The sequence below is a fragment of the Burkholderia cenocepacia genome, assembly GCF_900446215.1.
Lineage (GTDB): Bacteria > Pseudomonadota > Gammaproteobacteria > Burkholderiales > Burkholderiaceae > Burkholderia > Burkholderia cenocepacia.
In genome coordinates this window covers 127,935-150,970 of the sequence record NZ_UAQZ01000013.1, presented here as the reverse complement: position 1 = coordinate 150,970, position 23,036 = coordinate 127,935, and the positions used below count along the sequence as shown (strand labels likewise).

The window sequence follows — 23,036 nt, the reverse complement described above, 5'->3', positions numbered from 1 at the left end:
TAGGGCTCCGTTGGGCTCAGGCGGCGCCGCGTGCCGCGTCGCGTTCGGCGACGGCGTTGCGCACGCGCGGAATCAGTTCGCGGCCGTAGTCGATCGCGTCTTCCAACGGGTCGAAACCGCGGATCAGGAAGGTCGTCACGCCGAGGTCGTAGTAGTCGAGCAGCGCGTCGGCGACCTGTTCGGGCGTGCCGACGAGCGCCGTCGAATTCGAGCGCGCGCCGGTGAGCTTCGCGATCTCGGTCCACAGCCGCTTGTCGACGCGCGAGCCGCGCTCGGCCGCGGCGAGCAGGCGGCGCGCGCCTTCGCTCTGCTGCGGGCCGCCGGCGCCGAGTCCCGCCGCTTCGCGCAACCGGCGCGTTTCGTCGAGGATGCGGTGCGCGCGCGCCCACGCTTCGTCCTCGGTCGCCGCGAGGATCGGGCGGAACGACACGGAGAAGCGCACCTGGCGGCCGTGCTTCGCGGCTTCGGCGCGTACGCGGGTCGTCAGGTCGCGCACCTGGTCGAGCGATTCGCCCCACAGCGCATAGACGTCCGCGTGCTTGCCGGCCACCGCGAGCGCGGCTTCCGACGCGCCGCCGAAGTAGATCGGCACATGCGGCTGCTGGAACGGCTTCACTTCCGAAAAGCCCTGCTTGAACCGGTAGTGCGCGCCGTCGTGATCGAACGGCTGCGTTTCCGTCCAGATCCGCCGCAGGATGCCCAGGTATTCGTCGGTGCGCGCGTAGCGTGCGTCGTGATCGAGGAAATCGCCGTCGCGCTGCTGTTCGCTGTCCGAGCCGCCGGAGATGAAGTGCACGGCGAGTCGGCCGCGGCTGAACTGGTCGAGCGTCGCGATCTGCCGCGCGGCGAGCGTCGGCGCGGTGAATCCCGGGCGATGCGCGAGCATGAAGTGGATGCGCTCGGTCGCGGCCGCCGCGAACGCGATCGTCAGCGTCGCCGACGGGCCGGTCGAGTGATGCGGCACGAGGATCCGGTCGAAGCCGGCCGTTTCGTGGGCGCGGGCAAAGTCGCGCACATAGTCGGGATCGACCACGGGGCCGGACGCCGGGTGGATTTCCGACTGCTTCTGGCTCTGGATCATGCCGATGAATTCGACGCTCATCTGGGTCTCCGGTGCAGGGACGTCCCGGCGCACGGCCGGGCAGGAATGGAGCGCAGGTTAACGCCGGGATCATGCGGAATGGAAATAATCAATCCCGATTTGAATATCAGATTTGCATGGTTTGGGGCCGCATGCGTTGCGCATACGCTGTGGGCTCGCGAATGATCGGGCGCGCGTTGGCGCCGTTCTCGTCGCCGTGTCCGAACTACCCAGGGAATCCGTTTCGATGTCCGCCAGCCTTGCCGCTTCCTCGCCGCCACCGCAACCTGCGCTGCGCCTTCTGCCTGCCGATGCCGCCGGCACCGCCGACGTTGCGGACGCAGACGCCGACGGGACGAACGACGCGCGCCTCGCCGCGCGGCTCGAACACCTCGCCCCCGAACTCGCCGCCGATGCGGCCCGCAACGACGTCGACGGCCGGTTTCCGCACGAGAACCTCGCGCGGCTGCATCGTGCCGGGCTGATCGCGCAGGTCGTGCCGCGCGAGCACGGCGGCGCCGGGGCGACGCTGGCGCAGGCGAGCCGGATCGTCGCCGCCGTCGCGCGGGCCGATCCCGCCACCGCGCTGGTGCTGACGATGACGTACCTGCAGCATCGCGCGCTCGGCCGCGCCGACAACCGCTGGCCGGCGCAGGTGCGGCGCGCGGTGTTCGACAGCGCGGTCGCGCACGGTGCGCTGATCAATGCGCTGCGCGTGGAGCCGGCGCTCGGTTCGCCGTCGCGCGGCGGGCTGCCGGCGACCATCGCGCGCCGCGATGGCGACGGCTGGCGGCTCTCGGGTCACAAGCTGTACAGCACCGGCATTCCGGCGCTGCGCTGGCTGGCCGTATGGGCGCGCACCGACGAGCCGACGCCGCGCGTCGGCGTGTTTCTCGTGCCGCGCGACCCTGACACCGACGGCGATCGCATCCGCGTGATCGAAAGCTGGAATCACCTCGGCCTGCGCGCGTCGGGCAGCCATGAAGTCGTGTTCGACGACGTGCCGCTGCCGGCCGATCATGCGGTCGACGTGCGTGCGCCGGACGCATGGGTCGTGTCGGCTGCCACGCACGCGGATGCCGACGCGCAGGCCGATCAGCAGGCGTGGATGGTCGCGTTGCTCGGCAGCCTGTACGACGCGGTGGCGCGCGCATCGCGCGACTGGCTGGTCGAATTCGCGACGACGCGTGCGCCGAGCGGGCTCGGCGCGCCGCTCGCGACGCTGCCGCGCGTGCAGGAAGCGGTCGGCGAAATCGAAGGCTGGCTGCACGCGAATCGCGTGCTGCTCGACGATCACATCGCGCGCACCGATGCGGGCAACGCGCCATCGGCGACGACCAGCGGCCTCGTCAAGCGGACCGTGACCGAGCAGGCGATCCGCACGGTCGAACAGGCGCTGAAGCTGTCGGGCAATCACGGGCTGAGCCGCGGCAATCCGCTCGAACGCCACTATCGCGACGTGCTGTGCAGCCGCGTGCATACGCCGCAGGACGATGCGATCGCGGTGGCGGCGGGGCGCGCGGCGCTCGACGCGGCGGCGGGCGGAACGTCACGCGACGGGATCGAACGCGGCCGACGCGATGCGTGAACGGGGTCGGGTGGCCCCGCAGGTCATTCGGGCGGCGCGTTGCCGACGCCGCCCGGTGTGGTCACGCAGCCTTATCGTGCGTCTGCTCGGCGACCGCGAACGCGGTCCGCGCATGCGCGGCGACGGCCGCGAGCGGCGCGTCGAAGCGGGCCGCATCGTGCCGGCGCAGCAGCCACAGGTCGATCTGCGGCTTGAAATCGGCGAGCGGCACGATGTCGAGCGCGTCGCGCAGCGGGCTGCCTTCGACGAGCGGCAACGGCATCAGCCCGAGGCCGAAGCCGTTCGCGACGCTCTGCAGTTGCAGGTCGCGGCCGTACGCATCGAGCGTGACCGGCATCGGCAGGCCCTGCGCGTCGAGCGCGCGCCGCAGGCCCGCACGAAAGCCGCAGCCGTCCGGATTGAGCACCCAGCCGCGCGCGTGGCAATCGGCGAGCCGGTAGCTGCGGCGCGGCCAGTCGCCCTTGCGGCCGACCGCGACGAGCCGTGTGGCCAGCAACCGAACGCCTTCGACCTGCGCCGGCAGCACCATCTCGCGCGCGAGGAAGACCAGCGCCGCCTCGAGTTCGCGGCGGGCGATGCGTTCGACGAGCTGGCCGCCCCATGCGGTCGTGACCTGCGTCGCGAGCGCGGGCCACTGCGCGCCGAGATCCGCGATGAGCGCCGGCAGCATCAGCTCGCCGAGCCCTTGCGTGAGCCCGATGCGGAATTCGCCGGCGGGCGGTTGCCCGCCGGCCGTCAGTTCGCGCAGCGCATCGACCTCGCGCAGGATCGCGCGACACTGGTCGAATACCTGCCGGCCGATGTCGGTCGGGCGTGGCGGTTTCGTGTTGCGGTCGAGCAGCGTCACGCCGAGCGCTTCCTCGAGATTCTGGACGCGCCGCGTGATCGCGGGCTGCGTCATCCCGAGCTCGGCTGCGGCCTGGCTCAGGGTCTGGCAGCGGACGACCGCTGCAAAAGCGTCGATATCGCTAATTTTCATGTTTGTTCTGCATGGTCTTTCGGGTGCATCATGACGATCCATCATATTCGGCATCATATTCGAGGAGACAGCCGATGAGTACGCTTTCGTTGCAACAGACGCCGCTGCGTCCGTTCGTCGAGGGTCTGGATGCGCTGCTCGCGTCCGGCGCGAACGAGGCGCGCATTCTCGACGAGGGCGGCGCGCTGCTCGCCGCGCTCGTCGAACACGACGACTGGTTGCCCGACGCGTTCGCGCAGCCCGATCCCGAGCGTTACCGGCAGTACCTGCTGCATCTCGACCCGGACGAGCGCTTCTCGGTCGTCAGCTTCGTGTGGGGGCCCGGCCAGGCGACGCCGATCCACGACCACACCGTGTGGGGGCTGATCGGGATGCTGCGTGGCGGCGAGTTCTCGCAGCCGTACCGGTTCGACGCGGCCGGCAAGCCGGTGCCCGCGGGCGACGCCGTGCGGCTGCAGCCGGGCGAGGTCGAGGCCGTGTCGCCGCGCATCGGCGACGTGCATCGCGTGACCAACGCGTTCGCCGACCAGGTATCGATCAGCATCCACGTGTACGGCGCGAACATCGGCAAGGTCGAGCGCGCGGTGTACCTGGACGACGGGACCGTGAAGCCGTTCGTGTCGGGCTATTCGAATGCCTGACGTACAGCCCGCTGGCGTGGCCCGTTGCGGGTGCGCGCCGGCAGGGCGAAGATCGAGCCGTTCCGCTTCATTCACCGACTTCAACGTATTCAACATAGAGACATCGTGACGCAATCCGCCGATTCCATTTCCCGCTTTCCCGTCGCGTCGTACCAGGACGTACGCGCGCGCCTGCTGGCCCGTGACGAGATCGCGCTGATCGACGTACGCGAGGAAGATCCGTACGCGCAGGGCCATCCGTTGTGGGCCGCCAACTTTCCGTTGTCGAAGCTCGAACTCGACGCGTGGACCCGGATTCCGCGCCGCGACACGCCGATCGTCGTGTTTGGCGAAGCGGGCGGCGAGGATCTCGCACCGCGCGCGGCCGCCACGCTCGCGCGGCTCGGCTACACCGACGTGCGGCTGCTCGACGGCGGCCTCGCGGGCTGGGTCGCGGCGGGCGGCGAACTGTTCATCGACGTGAACGTGCCGAGCAAGTCGTTCGGCGAATGGGTCGAGGCCGAGCGCCATACGCCGTCGCTGTCCGCGCAGGAGGTGCAGGCGCTGCTCGACGCGAAAGCCGATGTGGTGATCGTCGATGCGCGGCGCTTCGACGAATACCAGACGATGAACATCCCGACGTCGACCAGCGTGCCGGGCGCGGAACTCGTGCTGCGCGTGCGGGCGCTCGCGCCGAATCCGCACACGCAGGTGATCGTCAACTGCGCGGGCCGCACGCGCAGCATCATCGGCACGCAGTCGCTCGTCAACGCGGGGCTGCCGAATCCGGTCGCCGCGCTGCGCAACGGCACGATCGGCTGGACGCTGGCCGGCCAGACGCTCGAGCGCGGCGCGGCGCGCCGCTTTCCGGACGAGATCGACGCGGCGCAGCGCGCCGATGCGCGTCGGGCCGCCCGCGCGGTGGCCGAGCGCGCCGGCGTGCCGCGTATCGCGCTGGCCGACGTCGCGGCGCTCGACGAACCGGGCCGCACGCTGTATCGCTTCGACGTGCGTACGCCGGAGGAATACGAAGCCGGCCATCTGCCGGGCTTCCTGAGCACGCCGGGCGGGCAGCTCGTGCAGGAGACCGACCATCACGCGGCCGTGCGCGGCGCGCGGATCGTGCTGGCCGACGACGACGGCGTGCGCGCGGACATGACCGCGTCGTGGCTCGCGCAGATGGGCTGGGACGTGCGCGTCGTCGAGCCGGCCGGCACCGCGGCATTCGCCGAGCGCGGCCAGCCGCCGCGCGACGTGCCGGCAACGCCGCCCGCGACCGACGTGTCGCCCGCGACGCTCGCCGGCTGGCTGAAGGAGGCCGCGCCGGGCGAGCTCGCGATCGTCGACGTGACGGCCAGCGCGAACTACGTGAAGCGTCATATTCCGGGCGCGTGGTTCGCGGTGCGCGCCCAGCTGCGCGACGCGCTGGCCGCGATTCCGCCCGCGAAGCGCTACGTGTTCACGTGCGGATCGAGCCTGCTGGCGCGGTTCGCGGCGGACGATGCGCGCGCGCTGCTGCCGGAGTCGGCCGACATCCGCGTGCTGACCGGCGGCACGGCCGCGTGGATCGACGCCGGGCTGCCGCTGGAGAGCGGCGAGACCCGTCTCGCGTCGCCGCGCGTCGACCGCTACCGGCGCCCGTACGAAGGCACCGACAACGCGGCCGCCGCGATGCAGGCGTATCTCGACTGGGAATACGGACTCGTCGACCAGTTGAAGCGGGACGGCACGCACCACTTCAACGTGATCTGACCGACGCGAGGCGACCGGCTGCGGCGCGTCGTGCGCCGCGCCCGGTCACGATGCGGATCGGCGCTTCGTATCAGCGCGTGAACGTATCGACGGCCGTGCGGCCGACGGCCGGATCGTCGGTGAAGAAGCCGTCGATGCCGCCGCGCAGGTACGCCTGGATCTCGCGCACCGAGCCGGCCGTGTTGCGCGTGGACGGCGTGCCGCCGTCCTTCAGCGACGCGGGCAGGAAGTTGTTCTCCGGACGGAACGTGTACGGATGTACGACGAGGCCGGCCTCGTGCGCATAGCGCACGTACGGCGTCGGCTGCTGCAGCGTGCCGTCCGCGGCGACCGCGATGATCGACGTCTTGTACGGCCCGACGCCGTTCGCGTAGGTCGCGATCTCGCGCATGCCGTCGCGCGTCGACAGGTCGCCGTAGGTGCGCGTGTCGTTCGCCTTCACGAAGTCGTACGGGCGCTGCTGTGCTTCGTCCATCAGCTGCACGAGCTTCCAGTTCGGCTGGCTCGACTTGATCCGGTTGCGGATCGCCTTCAGGTTCGCGACTTCGAACGACTGGATGTAGACGGTCGCCGTGCGCGACGTGTACGCATCCTTCAGCAGCGCGTCGACGAGGCGGTCCTCGAGCGGCAGGCCGATCGACTGGAAGTAGGTCGGATGCTTGGTTTCCGGATACAGGTGGATCGTGCGGCCGGTCTGCGCGGACATCTGCTTCGCGAGCGCGACGATCTCGTCGAACGTCGGAATCTCGAACTGGTCGTTGTACGCGGTGTTGGCGGGGCGCACCTGCGGAATCCGCTCGCGCGCCCGCAGCGTCTTCAGCTCGGCGAGCGTGAAATCCTCGGTGAACCAGCCGGTCAACTGCGCGCCGTCGATCGTCTTGGTCGCCTTGCGGCTCGCGAACTGCGGCAGCGTCGAGACGTTCGTCGTGCCCGAGATCTCGTTCTCGTGGCGCGCGACCAGCACGCCGTCGCGGGTCGACACGAGGTCGGGCTCGATCACGTCCGCGCCGTCCTCGATCGCCTTGCGGTACGACGCCAGCGTGTGTTCGGGGCGCAGCGCGCTCGCGCCGCGATGGCCGACCACCTGGACCTTCGCGGAAATCGGCTGCGTGGGATCGCGCGTCAGGTCGTCGTCGCCGCCGCACGCGGCGAGCAGGAACGCGGCGGCGCAGGCGAACGGGACGTAGCGCAGGGAGGTCGGGCGCTTGAGGAGCATGTCGATGAACCTTCGAAACGGAGTCGGAAAAGAGGGCGCTCGCGCCGGTGGCCGGGCAGGGCGCCGGGCTACGCGGAATCGAACGGTGCGCGATCGTCGCACCGAATGATTACATATGTATTACTTCGACCTTTCCGTTCGTTTTTCGGCGGCGAGGCACGCGCCAGGCGGTTGATCCGGGGCTTGCCCGCCCCGCATTCCGGCCGCCTCGGGCTGCCCGCGCGCCGGATGCACTAAACTTGCGGGAATTTTGCATCGCCGCCGCGGGGCCGACGCCCGCCTGGCGCGACGATGCGGCGACTCGCGGGCCGGCGCGGGCGCCCGGCGCCCGTGTGCGTCCGGGCCCGCGCCGGCCGATTTTTTCCGACCCATGACGACCCATACCGATCCCGCCTATCTGCTCGGCGAGCTGCTGAAGAACGTTTCCCGCTCCTTCTACCTGACGCTGCGCGTGCTGCCCGACGGCATGCGCGACCCGGTCGGCCTCGCGTATCTGCTCGCGCGCGCGGCCGACACGATCGCCGACACGGCGCTCGTCGCGCCCGACCGCCGCGCGGCGCTGCTGACCGACCTGCGCGACGACATCGAGCGGCTCGGCGACGGCGTGGCGCTGTCGCGTTCGCTCGAGGACGTGACGCGGTTGCAGACCGATTCGCACGAGCACGTGCTGCTCGGCTCGATGGAGCCGATGCTCGCGCTGCTGCGCGCGCAACCGGAGGCCGATCGCGCGTCGATCCGCAAGGTCGTCGCGACGCTCACCGCGGGGATGGAATTCGACCTGCGCACGTTTCCGGACGAGCAGTCGGGGCAGGTCGCGTCGCTGCCGACCCGCGACGTGCTCGACCGCTACACGTATCTCGTCGCGGGCTGCGTCGGCGAGTTCTGGACCGACATGACGGGTGCGCACACGCGCGCCGCGCGCGGCTGGGATCTGCCGGACATGCGCGAGAAGGGCATTCGTTTCGGCAAGGCGCTGCAGATGACCAACATCCTGCGCGACTGCGCGAAGGACTTGCGCATCGGTCGCTGCTACCTGCCCGACGACGTGCTGCGCGCACACGGGCTCGTCGTGGCCGACCTGATGCAGCCAGAAGCATCGGAACGTGCGCGCGGCGTGCTGGTCGACCTGCTGCGCGTCGCACTCGACCAGTATCGCGACGCCTGCCTGTATACGCTCGCGATCCCGCGCCGCTTCGTGCGGCTGCGGCTCGCGTGCCTGTGGCCGATCATGATCGGCCTCGAAACGCTCGAACTGCTGGCCGGCCACGATGCGTGGCTCGACCCGGCGAAGCCGGCCAAGGTGCCGAGAAAGCGCATCTACCGGATCATGGCGGCGTCGCTTGCGCTGGCCGGTTCGAACACGGCGATCCGCGCGCGTCTGACCGCGCTCGCCGATGCGGTGTCCGCGCGGCTCGCGCGCCCCGCAGCGCAGCACTGAAGCGCGCCGGCGCGACAGGCGCCGGCATCGCTTCCGGCCCGCGTTCGCCGGGCCGTTCCCGTCCAGTCTCCGGCACGCCGACTAAAACGTTTTCATGATTTCGTGTCTCGAAATGTGGGTGTCACGAACGTCAGCGATCCTGCGCGGCGGCGTGAATCGCGGCGTCAGCTTCGATCGCGCATTTGTAAGATGATTTTTTGCCGAAGGCGTCTGACGACATTGGACGGCCGCGTTGCACCCGTAAAAATGTAAAGCTAGGGTTTTCACCGGGAAATGCCGGAAAGGCCCGCCGCACAAGCATTTCGAGGTGTTATGTAACCGTTTGGTGAACCCGCGCGTTGCGTCGATCATACGATGACCGACTGCTCGTATTGGGAAACAATTGGTAATCCGTCAGAATCGCGTCGGCATGTACTCGCACATGTGTCAGTCATAAAACCACACCAGAAAAGAAATCATTCTTTGAGGACGGAGAATCAATGAAAAAGCGCGTCGCTTTCGCCATGACGGCAGTGGGCCTTGCAGCCGCTACCGCCGCCCACGCCCAGAGCAGCGTGACCCTGTACGGTATCGTCGACAACGGTCTGGCATACCAGAACAACGCAGCCCCGACGACGGGCGCGACGACCGGCGGTCACTCGAAGGTGTCGATGTCCAGCGGCGTATGGGCAGGCAGCCGCTTCGGCCTGAAGGGCAGCGAAGATCTCGGTGGCGGCACGAAGGCGATCTTCCAGTTGGAAGCGGGCGTGAACTCCGCGACCGGTGCATCGCAATGGACGGGCGGTATCTTCACCCGCCAGGCATGGGTCGGTATGACGAACCAGGCGTACGGTACGCTGACGGCCGGCCGTCAGTACACGGCGTACTACACGCTGCTGTCGCCGTATAGCCCGACGACGTGGCTGACGGGCGCATACGGCGCGCACCCGGGCGATATCGATTCGCTGGATACCAGCTACCGCGCGAACAACTCGCTCGTCTACATGTCGCCGAAGTTCTACGGCTTCACGGTCGGCGGTTCGTACTCGTTCGGCGGCGTGCCGGGCAGCGTGAATCGCGGCTCGACGTGGAGCGCGGCGGTCCAGTACCTGAATGGCCCGGCAGGCATCGCGGTCGGCTACCAGAAGGTCAACAACTCGACGCTCGGCGGCGGCGCGTGGGGCGACAACTCGACGGTCACGAGCGGCGGCCAGCCGGCGGTGTCCGCGATCAACAACGGTTATCAGACGGCGCAGTCGCAGCAGCGCATCGGCGTGACGGCCGGCTACCAGTTCACGCCGGCGTGGGACGTGTCGGCGTCGTACACGAACGTCAAGTACACGCCGGGCATCGGCTCGGTGTTCCACAACAGTGCGATCTTCAACACGGCTGGCGCCGTGCTGCACTGGAAGGCAGCGGCTCAGTGGGACTTCGCAGTGGGCTACTCGTACACGGCGGCGACGCAGTCGAACGGCATCACGAGCGCGGCCAAGTACCATCAGGTCACGCTGTCGCAGTACTACAGCCTGTCGAAGCGCACGGGCCTGTACGCACTCGAGGCTTACCAGCACGCGTCCGGTAATACGCTGAGCAAGGCTGGCACCATCCAGGCAGCGACGACGCAAATCGGCGACGGCGTGGCGGCAGGTTCGAAGCAGAACCAGATCGCTGTCGGCGTCGGCATGATCCACCGCTTCTGATGTCGCGCGGCGCGCAAGCGCCGCTCACGGCATGCGGTATGAAAAAACCGGCCTTCGGGCCGGTTTTTCCGTTTACGTCGCGAGCCGATGCACGATGCGTCGTGTCGGATCACTGATCGATCGGCGACTTCAGCGGCTGATGCTCGCCCGTCAGCCCGAACACGACGAGCTGCGCGGGTTCGGTCGCGCTCGCGTTGCGCGACACCTGATGGCGCGAGCCGGGCGGCTCGTACCAGCCTTCGCCGGCGCGATAGCGGCGCAGCGGGCCGCCGTTCACCTGCGACAGCACTTCGCCTTTCGACACGACGGCGAACACCGAGCCGAGATGCTTGTGCGCGTCGGAGGCCTGGCCGGGCGCATAGTCGACGGTCGCGACGACGACGCGCTTGGCCGGCGCTTCGGGCACGGCCTGCTGCATGATCGCGTGCACGCTGTCGCCGGCGTCGTGCGCGTGGGCGCCGGCCGGCAGTGCCGCAGCGAGCGCGAGCCCGGCGTACAGCGCGACGCGAGGGTGCGGAGAGCGGATCATCGTCGGCTCCTCACTCGGGCATCTTGCGGAACGCGATCGCGAAGCGGTTCCACGAGTTGATCGTCGCGATCAGCATCGACAGGTCGAACAGTTCCTCGTCGGTGAAATGCGGCTTCACGGCTTCCCAGACGGCGTCGGGCACATGATTGCTGGCCACCAGCGTCAGCGCCTCGGTCCATTCCAGCGCCGCGCGTTCGCGCTCGGTGAAGAACGGCGTTTCGCGCCACGTGACGACGGTCGCGAGACGGCGATCGGTTTCGCCGCCCTTGCGCGCGTCGGTCGTGTGCATGTCGACGCAGAACGCGCAGCCGTTGATCTGCGACGCGCGCAGGCGGACGAGTTCGGCGAGCGGCTTCTCGATCGAGCTTTTCGCGAGGAATTCCTCGGCATTGCGCATCACCTTGATGGCATTCGGGCTGGCGGCATAGAAGTTCAGGCGCGGTTGCATGGCAGGTCCTTTTCGGTCGGGTTGCGCAGGGTGGCGCGACAGGACCTACTTTAGGTCGTGCACTGGCCTGCTTGAATAGCCAATTTCATCGAAATTCAGGTGACCAGTGGCGACCCGCCCGCGATACCGGCATCCAGCAGCGCGGCCAGCTTCGCGAGCGCCGTGTCGATGCGCAGCGCGTCGATCCCGCCATAGCCGAACAGCAGCCCGGGGCGCACCGGCACGCCCACGTGGAACGCCGAGATCCCGTACAGGCCGACGTCCTGCGCTCGCGCCGCGCGGACCAGCGCCGCTTCGTCGAGCCCCGGCTTCAGGTGCGCGGCGAGATGGATGCCGGCGGTCGGCACGATCGCGTCGAACCACGGCGCGAGCGCGCCGCGCAAGTGTGCGATCAGCATCTTGCGGCGCGCGTCGTAGTGCTTCTGCACGCGTTTCAGGTGCCGCGCGAAATCGCCTTCGTGCATGAAGCGGGCGAGCGCCGCCTGCGTGAGCGTGCAGGTGTGCCAGTCGACGATCTGCTTCGCCTTGGCCAGCGCGCCGCGCAGCGCGCGCGGCGGAATCGCGTAGCCGATCCGCAGCTCGGGAAAGATCGTCTTCGAGAAGGTGCCGACGTACGCGACGAGGCCCGTGCGGTCGAGGCTCTTCAGCGATTCGACCGGCCGGCCTTCGAAGCGGAATTCGCCGTCGTAGTCGTCCTCGATGATCACCGCGCGGCGGCGCTGCGCCCATTCGAGCAGCGCGACGCGGCGCTCGAGCGTCATCGGCATGCCGAGCGGGAACTGGTGCGACGGCGTCACGTAGACGAGCCGCGCGTCGTCGGGCAGCCGGTCCGTGACGAGGCCCTGCGCGTCGACCGGCACGCCGATCACCGTCGCGCCGAGCGACGCGAACGCGGCGCGCGCGGGCGGATAGCCGGGATCCTCGACCGCGACGACGTCGCCCGGCCGCACGACCACGCGCGCGAGCAGGTCGAGCGCCTGTTGCGCGCCTTGCGTGACGAGCACGTCGTCCCAGCTGCAGGCGACCGCGCGGCTGAAGGCGACGTAGCGCGCGATCGCACCGCGCAACTGCGGGTCGCCGGCCGGATCGTGATACTGGCCGGGGCCGCGCGCCTGCTGGCGCAGTGCGTGATGCAGGCAGCGCCGCCATGCGTCGAACGGGAACAACGTCTTGTCGGTCACGCCGCCGCGAAAGTCGAAGCCGGGCGAGTCTTGTGGCGTGGGCATCGCGAGCGCGTCGGGCAGCGCGTTCCACAGCGCGCGCGCATCGACCGCGTCGATGCGCGGCACGTCGTCGACGATCGACGGCGCCGACATCGCGGCGGCGTGCGGCACGCGCGCCAGGCCGTCGGCGACGAACGTACCGTCGCCGGCGCGGGTATTCAGGAAGCCCTCGGCCACCAGTCGCTCGAACGCGTCGAGCGTCGTCTTGCGCGACACGCCGAGCTGTTTCGCGAGGTCGCGCGTCGACGGCAGCCGCGCGCCGCCTTCGAGACGCCCGTCGACGATCGCGGTGCGCAGTTGCCGGAAGATTTGCCCCGTCAGGTCGTGACGGCCTTCGATGCGGATCGCGATGTCCATCGCAGTGGTTACCTCGGTTCGTGTAATTTTGCGTTGATCAGCATACCGGAAGTCCGGCGCGCTAGCGGCGGTTCGACGGCTCGCCGCCGCAGTCGCCCTCGCCGGATTGGACCGCCGCCCGCCGCTGCCTTACGATCGACGACACCGTCACCGTGGAGCGACCTCATGCTGTCCGAAGACGAACTGGCGCTGCTCGACGCGATCCGCGCCACCGGCAGCCTGTCGCGCGCCGCCGCACGGCTCGGCAAGGCGCCGTCGACGGTGTCGCACGCGGCGCGCCAGCTCGAAACGCGCTTCGACGCGCTGCTGTTCGACCGGCGCGGCTACCGGCTGCAGCTCACGCCGGCCGGGCAATTGCTGGCCGACGAGGCCGCGCGGCTGGCGCTCGACGTCGCCCGGCTGACGCAGCGCGTGCGGCAGGTCGCGAGCGGCTGGGAGGACCGGCTGTGGATCGTCAGCGACGAGGTGCTGGAGTTCGATACGCTTCTGCCGGTCGTCCGCGCATTCGATGCGCTCGATTCCGGCGTGTCGCTGCGCTTCACGCACGAGGTGCTCGGCGGGACCTGGGAAGCGTTGCGCGACGGCCGCGCGGACCTGGTCGTCGGCGCGACCAACGAGCCGCCGGCGATTCCGGGCTTCAAGTGGTTCGAACTCGGCGCGATGGAGTGGGTGTTCGCGGTGTCGCCGCGCCACCCGCTGGGGGCCGCGAGCGGGGTGCTGACGCGCGATGCGATCGGCGCGCACCGCGCGGTCGTCGTCGCCGATTCGTCGCGGCGGGCCGGTCGCGCGTATGGTCTGCTCGGCGGGCAGGCGGTGCTCGCGGTGCCGTCGATGCGCGCGAAGATCCTCGCGCAGCGCGATGCGCTCGGCGTCGGCTGGGTGCCGCGCCGGCGCGTCGCGTCGCTGCTCGCGCGCGGCGAACTGGTCGAGAAGCCGACGGCCGACCCGCGCGAGCCGAACCGGCTGTACGTCGCGTGGCACGGCGACCGCGACGGCCGCGCGCTGCAATGGTGGCTGGAGCAACTGCGCGAGCCGCGACTCGCGCAGCGGCTGCTCGACGGGATCGACGTGGTCGGCTGAGCACGCTCGGGCCAACATGTTCGACGTTTTCGAACATGTCCGTCGCGCCCGTCGTACGGCAACGCCACGCGCCGCGCGCATCCTGTGTTCACGGTCAACTCACCGGTTCACAGGAGAACATCATGCAACGCTTCGAAGGAAAGACGGTCCTCGTCACGGGCGGCAACAGCGGCATCGGCCTGGCGGCCGCCAAGGGATTCGCGGCCGAAGGCGCGCGGGTCGTCATCACCGGGCGCGACGCCGAAACGCTGGAAGCCGCCCGTCAAACGCTCGGCGAAGGCGCGCTCGCGATTCGCAACGAAGCCGGCAGCGTCGCGTCGGCGCGCGCGCTGGCCGACGCGCTCGCCGCCGCCGGCGTGCGGCTCGACGCCGTATTCGTCAACGCGGGCGTCGCGAAACTCGCGCCGTTCGCCGACAGCGACGAAGCGATGTGGGATCTCGTGTTCAACACCAACGTGAAGGGCGCGTATTTCCAGATCCAGTCGCTCGTGCCGCTGCTGAATCGCGGCGCATCGATCGTGATCAACGGCTCGATCAACGCGCATATCGGGATGCCCGGCTCGTCGGTGTACGCGGCGAGCAAGGCGGCCGTCAATTCGTTCGCGAAGACGCTGTCGACGGAACTGCTGCCGCACGGCGTGCGCGTGAACGTGGTGAGCCCGGGGCCCGTGCAGACGCCGCTGTACGGCAAGCTCGGCCTCGATGCGGCGACGCTCGACGCGACGGCCGACAAGATCAAGGGCCTCGTGCCGATCGGCCGGTTCGGCACGCCGGACGAAATCGCGTCGACGGTGCTGCACCTGAGCGCGCCGGAATCCGCGTTCATCGTCGGCGCGGAGATCATCGCGTCGGGCGGGATGGGGTTGCTCTGACGGGCGACACGGGCGGGGCCGTCACCGGCGTTGCGATGCCGGGCGATCGGCCCCGCACCCGTGGCTATCGGGCAGTGCAGGCGCCGCGCGAGTCGTCGCCGGTTTGCAACTGCGTCACCGTCAACCCCGCGAACGTCGCGCGGCCTTGCTCGGCGAACACGGCCACGCGATCCGCATCGCGCGGCGGAAAGATCAGGTCCGTCAGTGCGACGCGGCCGCCGTTCGCGAATACTTCGACCGACCCGCGATCGACGACGATCTCGAGCCGCAGTTGCCCGCGTTCGAGCGGCAGATCGACGATGTGCTCGCGGCTGAACGTGCCGGCGAAATTCGCTTCGCCGGATCGCGCACGGTCGAGCGTCAGCGTGCGCTTCGCGGTGTCGTACACGATCCGGGTGCCGATCGAACCATCGGCCGAGCGCCGCACGATCAGGCCCGCGCGTGCGGCACGCTGCGGCGAGATCGTCACCGTGATGCGCTGGACGCCGCCGCGTGTGGCGGCCGACAGCGGTCGGGTAGCCGAGTCGACCGTCAGGTCGCCTTCATGCACGGCCGGCCGGCCGTCGGCCCATGCGTCGAACGCGGCGGCGGGCGCGACGATGAGGGTCGGCTCGCCGTCGATCGCCTTCAGCGACAGTTCGCGCGGCAGCGTGGTCGCGCCACGCCACGGCGTGGTCGGTACCTTGGCCGCGTAATCCCAGTTGCTCATCCATGCGATCGCGACCGGCCGGGCGCCCGGTGCGCCGGAGAACGTGCCGGCCGCATAGAAGTCGGCGCCATGGTCGACCCAGCGGAATTGCGCGGGATCGGAGCCCGCCGGCGCGACGCGGTCGGGCGTAAACGTGCGGCCGTCGAAATCGCCGACGAAATACATGGCGCCGGAACCGCCCGCGATCGACCACGGATTCACGTTGACGATCATCACCCACTTGATTCGCTTCGGATCGCCGTCGAGCGGCAGCGGTATGAGGTCCGGCATTTCCCACAGCGCGCCCGCATGCGGCACGTCCGGCAGCGTGAAGTCGCTCAGGAACGACCAGTGGATCAGGTCGTCGGAACGATAGAGCTTCACGACCTGCGCATCGGCGACGACCGTCGTCATCAGCCAGTAGCCGCCCGCCGCATACCACGACACTTTCGGGTCACGAAATTCCTTCGATTCGGGATCGAGCGTCAGCACCGGGTTGTGCGCATACGGCTGCCAGGTCGTGCCCTGATCGAGGCTGTACGCGAGCGACTGCGCCTGGATGCCGGGCGCGTGACCCGAGCCGGGCTTGTAGACGCTCGTGTAAAGCGCGACGAGCGGCGTGTGACCCGGCGTGCCGAGGCCGGACGTGTTCAGGGTGTCGGCGACGATCGAGCCCGAGAAGATTTCCTCGGTGGCGCTCGCGCGCATCGCGACCGGCTGCTCGCGCCAGTGGACGAGATCGGTGCTGGTCGCGTGCCCCCACGACATGTTGCCCCAGTCGTTGCCGAGCGGGTTGTACTGATAGAACAGGTGATAGCGGCCGTTCTCGTAGACGAGCCCGTTCGGATCGTTCATCCAGTTGCGCTGCGGCGTGTAGTGGAGGGCGGGCCGCCATTGCGGCGTGCCGGTTTCGGGCGGCGCGTGGCACGGGGCGGCGACGACCTGCGTGCACGCCAGGCAGGCGAACAACAGGCGAACGAGCCGGACGGAACAGCGGAAAGACGTCGATTTCATGCGGGGGCCGGGCGCTTCGTCGGGCGAAGCGGGTAAGGAGCGCACCTGCCGCCTGTGACGACGACATGCGCAAAGGTCAGAAGAAACGGCGGAAGAAAAAGAGGAGGCGCACACGCGACACGCGCGATACGCGCCTCCCGAACCTCGTGCCTTGATTGGCGATCGTTATCGTGGTCTGGCCTGATTACGCTGGCCGTTGCCGTCAGTTGTGACCGGCCCCCGTCGCCGGCAGGTTCGCCGGGATGTCGCCGTAGCCACCGAGGCCGGCGCGCCCATACGCGCGGTCGACCGCCGTCGACGTGCCGTTGATGTTCACCTTCACCGTCGGCGCGAGCGTGCCGCCGCGGCGCGGGCCGATCGCATCGATGAACGACTCGACGAGCCCGCCCGGCATCACGTAGTGCGAATACGACTGGAATTCGCGCGGATTCTGGTTCGGGTCCTGCGCATACGGTGCGCCGGCCGGCGCGGAGAAGTCGGTCGGGTTGCCGAGCACGAGGCCGCTGCCGCCGTTCAGCGGCAGGAAGTCGCTGCGGATGCCGTTGCCGACGAAGCCGTACACGCCGTCCGGGCCGTCGACGCCGGCCGCCATCGTCGTGCGGTGGCTGATCGTGAACAGGTAGTACTTGCCGTCCTTCAGATAGATCTGCGGACGCTCGGTCTGGTCGTCGACGCAGTTCGCCGACAGGATCGGCGGCAGGAACTTCCATTCGGTCAACTGCGGGTTGGTCGCGACCGCGAGGCCGACATTGGCCTTTTGATACACTGCGCCCGAATTCATCACCGCGTTGAGATCTTCACGGTTCGGATCGTTCGGCGCGTAGCCGAGATCGGCATCGGTGCAGGTGCGTGCGCCGCGCGGGCCGCCGGTGTTGCCTTCGAACACCATGTAGGTCTTGCCCGGATGCGCGGGGTCGGTGAACACGAACGGATCGCGGAACGAGAAGTAGGTGTTCTGCTGGCCGGTCTGGTAGTAGTTGCCGTCCGGTTCCAGCAGCGCCTTGTGATCGTCGAAGCCGGTGAACCACACGTGCTTGTCGTCGGCGTGGATGTGGCCGTCGGCGCGCGTGATGATCGCCTGCGGCGGCGTAATGTCGGCGCCGCCGGGCGCCGAGCGGTTGAACGACGTCGCGGTGTAGTAGAGGCTGACGTTGCTGCCGTTCGTGAGGCGCGCGGAACCCGACCATTCGGCGTTGTTGGTCATCGGCGCGGTGCCGAACACCCGGGCGCTCGCGCCGTCCGGGAACAGGTGGCCGCCCCAGGTCCAGCCGCCGTTCGCGGGGCGCTGCGACGCGGGGATGCCGGCGCGGCGATAGAAGAAGCCGATGCGGGCGTGGACGTGACGGTCGTCGAACGTGTAGCCCGCGTGCGGATCGGCGGTGAGCGAGAAGATCACCTCCCAGCCCTTGTAGCTGAGCTGGTTCGCTTGCAGGTCGGCCAGCGGCCACGTGTCCCACACCCACACGTTCGAATTGATCAGCGGGAAATCCTGCGGGATGTCCGGCATCGTCAGCGCCTGCGGCAGCGAGTTCCTGTCGGCGCCGGCAGTGTGCGATTGCGCGACGATCTGGCGGATGTCCGCCCGCGTCCAGCGCATCGTGAAGTTGCCCTCGGGATCGTAGGCTTGCTGGGTATGGGGCGTGGGCACGGGCGCGCCCGTGCCGCCGGACTGCGCGTGCGCGACGGACGCGAGGGCGGCGAGTGCGCCGCCAGCGAGCAGCAGACGTTTGGCCGCGACCGGACGGAAAAGGGGAAAGTATGTCATCTCGTCGTCGTTTCCTGGGAAGGTGAAAGTGAACGGCTGAGTGGGCATCGATGTCCAAACCGGTTTGGATGCTATTTCAAACCGGTTTGGAACGCAAAAGATATTTATTTGACGGTAATCGTTACCAATTGGAAATAATTACCCGGTCGGCGCGTCCCGGGCTTCGGGCAGCCGGGCGGATCGACGCATGCGAGGAATGACGGTGAAGGTGAATCTGAAGGCGCTGTCGGACGCGCTCGGTCTGTCGCGGACGACGGTCAGCCGCGCGTTGAACGGTTACGACGACGTCAGCGAGGCGACGCGCGAGCGCGTGACGAAGGCCGCGCGGGAAATGGGCTACGTGGCCGATCCGACCGCGCGCCGGCTCGCGACCGGGCGGGCCGACATGATCGGGATCGTCTATCCGTTCGGCGCGGGCGATCTCGGCGATCCGCGGTTCGGCGAAGTCGTCGCGGGCATCACCGAGCGGCTCGCCGAGCGCAATCTCGATTTCATCATCGCGTCCGCGCGGCCGAACGCGGAGCTGGACACGTACCGGCGGATCGTCGACGGCAAGCTCGTCGACGGGCTGATCGTCGCGCGCACGCGGGTCGACGATCCGCGTATCGCGTACCTGCAAGGGAGCGCGTTTCCGTATGTCGCGTACGGCCGCACGCAGACGGCCGGCCCGTATGCGTGGTTCGACTTCGACAACGAGGCGGGCGCGCGCGACGCGGTGCGCCGGCTGATCGGCTTCGGGCATCGGCGCATCGCGATGATCAGCGCGCCGCTGGCGCTGAATTTCGCCGCGCAGCGGCGCGCCGGTTATCTGTCGGCCTTGCGCGAAGCCGGGATCGACGCGGATCCGGCGCTGCTCGTCGAGTGCGCGTTCACGCACGACGGCGGGCTGCAGGCGGCGCGGGCGTTGCTCGCGCGGGCCGAGCCGCCGACGGCGCTGCTGGTCGACAACAACATCGCGGGCGGCGGCGCGTTTCGCGCGCTGGTCGACGGCGGACTGCGCCTGGGCGCGGACATGTCGCTGATCGTCTACGACGGCGTGCCGCCCGATCTCGCGCATCCGTATCGCGTCACGGCGGTCGTGCAGCCGACCGGGCATGCATCGGGGCGCGCGCTCGCGGAACTGATGCTGCGGCTGCTGGACGACGGTGTGCACGACCACCGGCTCGAGGCGCCGGCCATCGAGGCGGGCGACACGGACGGACCGGCGCGCGGGTAGCCCGCCCGGCGACGGCGGCGAGGCAACGGCGGGCGCGACCGGACTGCGCCCCGGTCGCAAAGGCCATGACGACGGCAGGGGCGAACGCGCATTCTTCTAGACGACCGGTCTAATCCGGCGCTATCATCCGTCCTCAAGCGTGCGGCGACGTCTCCGGCGGGCTCAAGCAGGGGACGCCGTCGTTTTATTTCGGCCGCTTCTAGACGACTGGTCTAATAGGCGTATATCGCATGCGGATGAATGAATCGCACGTTGCCGCGCGCCGGCGGACTAACCGACAGGCGTGGCGCGCCGACGTGCGGCCCCGTTCCCCCGTTCATTTTCGAAGGAGTGTCCGATCATGAAGATCCTGGTTGTCCTGACCTCGCACGACACGCTCGGCGACACCGGCAAGAAGACCGGCTTCTGGCTCGAGGAACTGGCCGCGCCGTACTACACGTTCAAGGACGCGGGCGTCGAGTTGACGCTGGCGTCGCCGAAGGGCGGCCAGCCGCCGCTCGACCCGAAAAGCAGCGATCCGACCGCGCAGACCGACGCGACGCGCCGCTTCGACGCCGATGCGGCGGCCAAGGCCGAACTCGCGTCGACGCGCAAGCTGGCCGAGGTATCGGCGGACGACTACGACGCGCTGTTCTACCCGGGCGGCCATGGCCCGCTGTGGGATCTCGCCGAGGATCTGCATTCGATCGGCCTGATCGAGCGCGCGCTCGCGGCCGGCAAGCCGGTCGCGGCGGTCTGCCATGCGCCGGGCGTGCTGCGCCACGTGAAGAACCCGCAGACCGGCGAATCGGTCGTGCGCGGCAAGCGCGCGACGGGATTCACCAACAGCGAGGAGGCGGCCGTCGAGCTGACCGAAGTCGTGCCGTTCCTCGTCGAGGACATGCTGAAGACCAACGGCGCCGAATTCGAGCGCAGCGCCGACTGGGCGCCGCATGTCGTCACCGACGGGCTGCTGATCACCGGGCAGAACCCCGCGTCGTCGGCGCCCGCGGCCGAGGCGCTGCTCGCGAAGCTCGGCCATCGCTAACCGCATGGCGCCGGCCGGGCCGGCGCCGCGTCCTTGCCGTCGCCGGGCGCTGCCGGCCCGCCGGCGGCCCGCATCGTTGCGTCGTGCGCACCGCGCGGCGCATTCCCAGCCGTTTTGCAGAACCAAGCAAAGGAGTCGTGGATGTCTGCCCTGTTCGAACCGTTCAAACTCAAGGATGTCACGCTGCGCAACCGCATCGCGGTGCCGCCGATGTGCCAGTACGTCGCCGAAGACGGCGTCGTCAACGACTGGCATCACGTGCATCTGGCCGGCATCGCGCGCGGCGGCGCGGGCCTCGTGATCGCGGAGGCGACCGCCGTGTCGCCGGAAGGCCGCATCACGCCGGGCTGCGCCGGGTTGTGGAACGACGTGCAGGCCGAGGCGTTCGCGCCGTCGGTCGCGGCGATCAAGGCGGCCGGCGCGGTGCCGGGCATCCAGATCGCGCACGCGGGCCGCAAGGCGAGCGCGAACCGCCCGTGGGAAGGCGACGACCATATCGCCGACGGCGATCCGCGCGGATGGCAGACCATCGCGCCGTCGGCCGTGCCGTTCGGCGCGCATCTGCCGAAGGTGCCGCGTGAAATGACGCACGACGACATCGCCCGCGTGCAGGCCGACTTCGTCGCGTCGGCGCAGCGCGCACGCGACCTCGGTTTCGAATGGCTGGAACTGCACTTCGCGCACGGCTATCTCGGCCAGAGCTTCTTCTCGGTGCATTCGAACCAGCGCACCGACGAATACGGCGGTTCGGCCGAAAACCGCGGCCGTTTCCTCGTCGACACGCTGGCCGCCGTTCGCAAGGTCTGGCCCGAGCATCTGCCGCTGACCGCGCGCCTCGGCGTGATCGAATACGACGGCCGCGACGAAGAGACGCTCGCCGAGTCGATCGCGCTCACGCAGCGGATGAAGCGGGAAGGGCTCGACATGCTGAGCGTGTCGGTCGGCTTCTCGACGCCCACCGCGCAGATTCCGTGGGGCCCGGCGTTCCTCGCGCCGATCGCCGAGCGCGTGCGCCGCGAGGCCGGGCTGCCGGTGTCGTCCGCGTGGGGGATCGACACGCCGCAACTGGCGAACCGCGTGGTGGCGGAACAGCAACTCGATCTCGTGATGGTCGGCCGCGCGCACCTGGCCGATCCGCATTGGCCGTACTACGCGGCCAAGCAGCTCGGCGTCGAGCGTCCGTCGTGGACGCTGCCCGCGCCGTACGCGCACTGGCTCGAACGCTACCGGGTCGCGGACAAGGTGGCGTAAGCGGGGACACGTCGACGCCGCGCCGCGGCGGTCCGCGCATCGCGCGCGGCGCCGGTCGGGCGCCGATGGATAGAATGGCGGTTCGTCCAGGCCGATGGCCTGCGCGAACCGCCATTTTTTCTTTTCGACAGAGGTGCCATGGGCGCACATGTGCCGTCGTCTCACGATTCCGCCGCGCGGCCGCGCGCGCAACAGATCGCCCGCGTCGCGTTGTATGCGGCGCTGCTGGTGCTTGCGCTGTGGGTGATCCGCGACTTCATTCCCGCCATCGCGTGGGCCTGCGTGATCGCCATCGCGATGTGGCCGCTGCTGAAGCGCTTCGAATCGCACCGGCTGTTCCGCGACCGGCCGACGCTGATCGCGACCGTCATCACGGCGGCGATTTCGCTGCTCGTCGTGCTGCCGGTGGCGGTCGCGACGACCCAGGCGATCGCGCAGGCGCATGACCTGCGCGAGTGGCTGCACACGGTCCAGGACAACGGCATTCCGTTGCCGGACGTGGTCAGCCGGTTGCCGTACGGCGCGGCGCAGATCACCGAATGGTGGCAGGCCAATCTCGGCCATCCGCTGCATGCGGCCACCGCGATGCACGGCGTCAACAGCGAGAAATTCATCGCGTTCGGCCGGCAATTCGGCACGAAGCTCGCGCACGTGCTGCTCGAATTCGGTTTCATGCTCGTCACGCTGTTCGTGATCCTGCGCGCGGGCCACAAGCTGTCGGGTGCGTTGCTGCAGGGCGCGCGGCGCGCGTTCGGGCGCAACGGCGCGGAACTGATCGAGCGGATGGTCGCGGCCGTGTACGGCACGGTGACGGGGCTCGTCGTCGTCGGGCTCGGCGAGGGCGCGCTGCTCGGCGTCGCGTATGCGCTCGCGGGCGTGCCGCATGCGGCGCTGCTCGGGCTCGTCACGGCGGTCGCCGCGATGCTGCCGTTCTGCGCGCCGGTCGTGTTCTGCGGCGCGGCGCTCTGGCTGTTCGTGCAGGGGGCGACCATGTGGGCCGTCGTGGTTGCGGCGCTCGGGTTCATCGTCGTGTTCGTCGCCGAGCATTTCGTGCGGCCGGTGCTGATCGGCGGTTCGACACGGCTGCCGTTCCTGCTCGTGCTGTTCGGCATCCTCGGCGGCGCCGAGACGTTCGGCCTGATCGGGCTGTTCGTCGGCCCGGCGCTGATGACGGTGCTCACGATGCTGTGGGCCGAATGGATCGCTTGAGCGC

Annotated in this window: 19 protein-coding genes; 11 read left to right on the top strand and 8 right to left on the bottom strand. The window is 69.3% G+C overall.

From position 1 onward, the window contains the following. Positions 1–16: 16 nt before the first annotated feature. Positions 17–1,102 carry an LLM class flavin-dependent oxidoreductase gene (locus DTA15_RS23260; RefSeq protein ID WP_006493076.1) on the bottom strand — a complete coding sequence of 362 codons (1,086 nt, stop codon included), beginning with the start codon at positions 1,100–1,102 and terminating at the stop codon, positions 17–19. Positions 1,103–1,328: 226 nt separating this feature from the next. Between DTA15_RS23260 and DTA15_RS23255 the strand changes: the two genes are divergently transcribed. Then, entirely contained in the window at positions 1,329–2,669 is a 1,341-nt protein-coding gene (locus tag DTA15_RS23255; RefSeq protein WP_006493077.1) for an acyl-CoA dehydrogenase family protein, read from the top strand. Positions 2,670–2,730: 61 nt separating this feature from the next. On the opposite strand, the gene DTA15_RS23250 is transcribed toward DTA15_RS23255, so the two are convergent. Then, a complete protein-coding gene (locus tag DTA15_RS23250; RefSeq protein WP_006482083.1) occupies positions 2,731–3,705 on the bottom strand; it encodes a LysR family transcriptional regulator in 975 nt (324 codons plus the stop codon). Positions 3,706–3,722: 17 nt separating this feature from the next. Here DTA15_RS23250 and DTA15_RS23245 point away from each other — a divergent pair, with 17 nt between their 5' ends. Continuing rightward, on the top strand, positions 3,723–4,289 hold the full coding sequence (locus tag DTA15_RS23245; protein WP_006482085.1) for a cysteine dioxygenase family protein: 567 nt from the start codon (positions 3,723–3,725) through the stop codon (positions 4,287–4,289). 105 nt (positions 4,290–4,394) lie between these two features. After that, positions 4,395–6,020 carry a rhodanese-related sulfurtransferase gene (locus DTA15_RS23240; RefSeq protein ID WP_012493305.1) on the top strand — a complete coding sequence of 542 codons (1,626 nt, stop codon included), beginning with the start codon at positions 4,395–4,397 and terminating at the stop codon, positions 6,018–6,020. A gap of 70 nt (positions 6,021–6,090) precedes the next feature. On the opposite strand, the gene DTA15_RS23235 is transcribed toward DTA15_RS23240, so the two are convergent. Further along, on the bottom strand, positions 6,091–7,236 hold the full coding sequence (locus tag DTA15_RS23235) for a glycerophosphodiester phosphodiesterase (RefSeq protein ID WP_006490020.1): 1,146 nt from the start codon (positions 7,234–7,236) through the stop codon (positions 6,091–6,093). 370 nt (positions 7,237–7,606) lie between these two features. Between DTA15_RS23235 and DTA15_RS23230 the strand changes: the two genes are divergently transcribed. Then, the gene (locus tag DTA15_RS23230) at positions 7,607–8,674 is read left to right on the top strand and encodes a phytoene/squalene synthase family protein (RefSeq protein WP_006493278.1); all 1,068 of its coding nucleotides are present in this window, start codon (positions 7,607–7,609) and stop codon (positions 8,672–8,674) included. Positions 8,675–9,153: 479 nt separating this feature from the next. Continuing rightward, on the top strand, positions 9,154–10,353 hold the full coding sequence (locus DTA15_RS23225; RefSeq protein WP_006485807.1) for a porin: 1,200 nt from the start codon (positions 9,154–9,156) through the stop codon (positions 10,351–10,353). Positions 10,354–10,462: 109 nt separating this feature from the next. On the opposite strand, the gene DTA15_RS23220 is transcribed toward DTA15_RS23225, so the two are convergent. From DTA15_RS23220 to pdxR, 3 genes are all read right to left on the bottom strand, one after another. Then, positions 10,463–10,882 (bottom strand): cupin domain-containing protein, encoded by a 420-nt coding sequence (locus DTA15_RS23220; protein WP_006485809.1) that lies wholly within the window; start codon positions 10,880–10,882, stop codon positions 10,463–10,465. A 10-nt stretch (positions 10,883–10,892) separates the two neighbouring features. Then, positions 10,893–11,330, bottom strand: a complete 438-nt coding sequence (locus DTA15_RS23215; protein WP_006479143.1) for a carboxymuconolactone decarboxylase family protein — start codon at positions 11,328–11,330, stop codon at positions 10,893–10,895. 95 nt (positions 11,331–11,425) lie between these two features. Next, positions 11,426–12,910, bottom strand: coding sequence for a MocR-like pyridoxine biosynthesis transcription factor PdxR (gene pdxR / locus DTA15_RS23210; RefSeq protein WP_006485811.1), 1,485 nt, complete (start codon positions 12,908–12,910; stop codon positions 11,426–11,428). 165 nt (positions 12,911–13,075) lie between these two features. On the opposite strand from pdxR, the gene DTA15_RS23205 reads away from it, so the two are divergent. Continuing rightward, entirely contained in the window at positions 13,076–13,990 is a 915-nt protein-coding gene (locus DTA15_RS23205) for a LysR family transcriptional regulator (RefSeq protein ID WP_006493277.1), read from the top strand. Between the two features lie 122 nt (positions 13,991–14,112). Continuing rightward, entirely contained in the window at positions 14,113–14,862 is a 750-nt protein-coding gene (locus DTA15_RS23200; protein WP_006481722.1) for an SDR family oxidoreductase, read from the top strand. A gap of 64 nt (positions 14,863–14,926) precedes the next feature. Here the strand turns inward: DTA15_RS23200 and DTA15_RS23195 are convergent, their stop codons facing one another. Further along, positions 14,927–16,564, bottom strand: coding sequence for a glycoside hydrolase family 32 protein (locus DTA15_RS23195; RefSeq protein ID WP_012493306.1), 1,638 nt, complete (start codon positions 16,562–16,564; stop codon positions 14,927–14,929). A gap of 202 nt (positions 16,565–16,766) precedes the next feature. Next, complete coding sequence (locus tag DTA15_RS23190; protein ID WP_006481721.1) at positions 16,767–18,329, bottom strand: glycoside hydrolase family 68 protein; 1,563 nt, start codon at positions 18,327–18,329, stop codon at positions 16,767–16,769. Positions 18,330–18,516: 187 nt separating this feature from the next. Here DTA15_RS23190 and DTA15_RS23185 point away from each other — a divergent pair, with 187 nt between their 5' ends. From DTA15_RS23185 to DTA15_RS23170, 4 genes are all read left to right on the top strand, one after another. Then, entirely contained in the window at positions 18,517–19,545 is a 1,029-nt protein-coding gene (locus tag DTA15_RS23185) for a substrate-binding domain-containing protein (protein ID WP_034178270.1), read from the top strand. Between the two features lie 340 nt (positions 19,546–19,885). Beyond that, on the top strand, positions 19,886–20,572 hold the full coding sequence (locus DTA15_RS23180) for a type 1 glutamine amidotransferase domain-containing protein (protein ID WP_006481723.1): 687 nt from the start codon (positions 19,886–19,888) through the stop codon (positions 20,570–20,572). 141 nt (positions 20,573–20,713) lie between these two features. Further along, the gene (locus tag DTA15_RS23175) at positions 20,714–21,823 is read left to right on the top strand and encodes an NADH:flavin oxidoreductase/NADH oxidase (RefSeq protein WP_006485651.1); all 1,110 of its coding nucleotides are present in this window, start codon (positions 20,714–20,716) and stop codon (positions 21,821–21,823) included. Positions 21,824–21,961: 138 nt separating this feature from the next. After that, entirely contained in the window at positions 21,962–23,032 is a 1,071-nt protein-coding gene (locus DTA15_RS23170) for an AI-2E family transporter (RefSeq protein ID WP_006485660.1), read from the top strand. Positions 23,033–23,036: the final 4 nt, after the last annotated feature.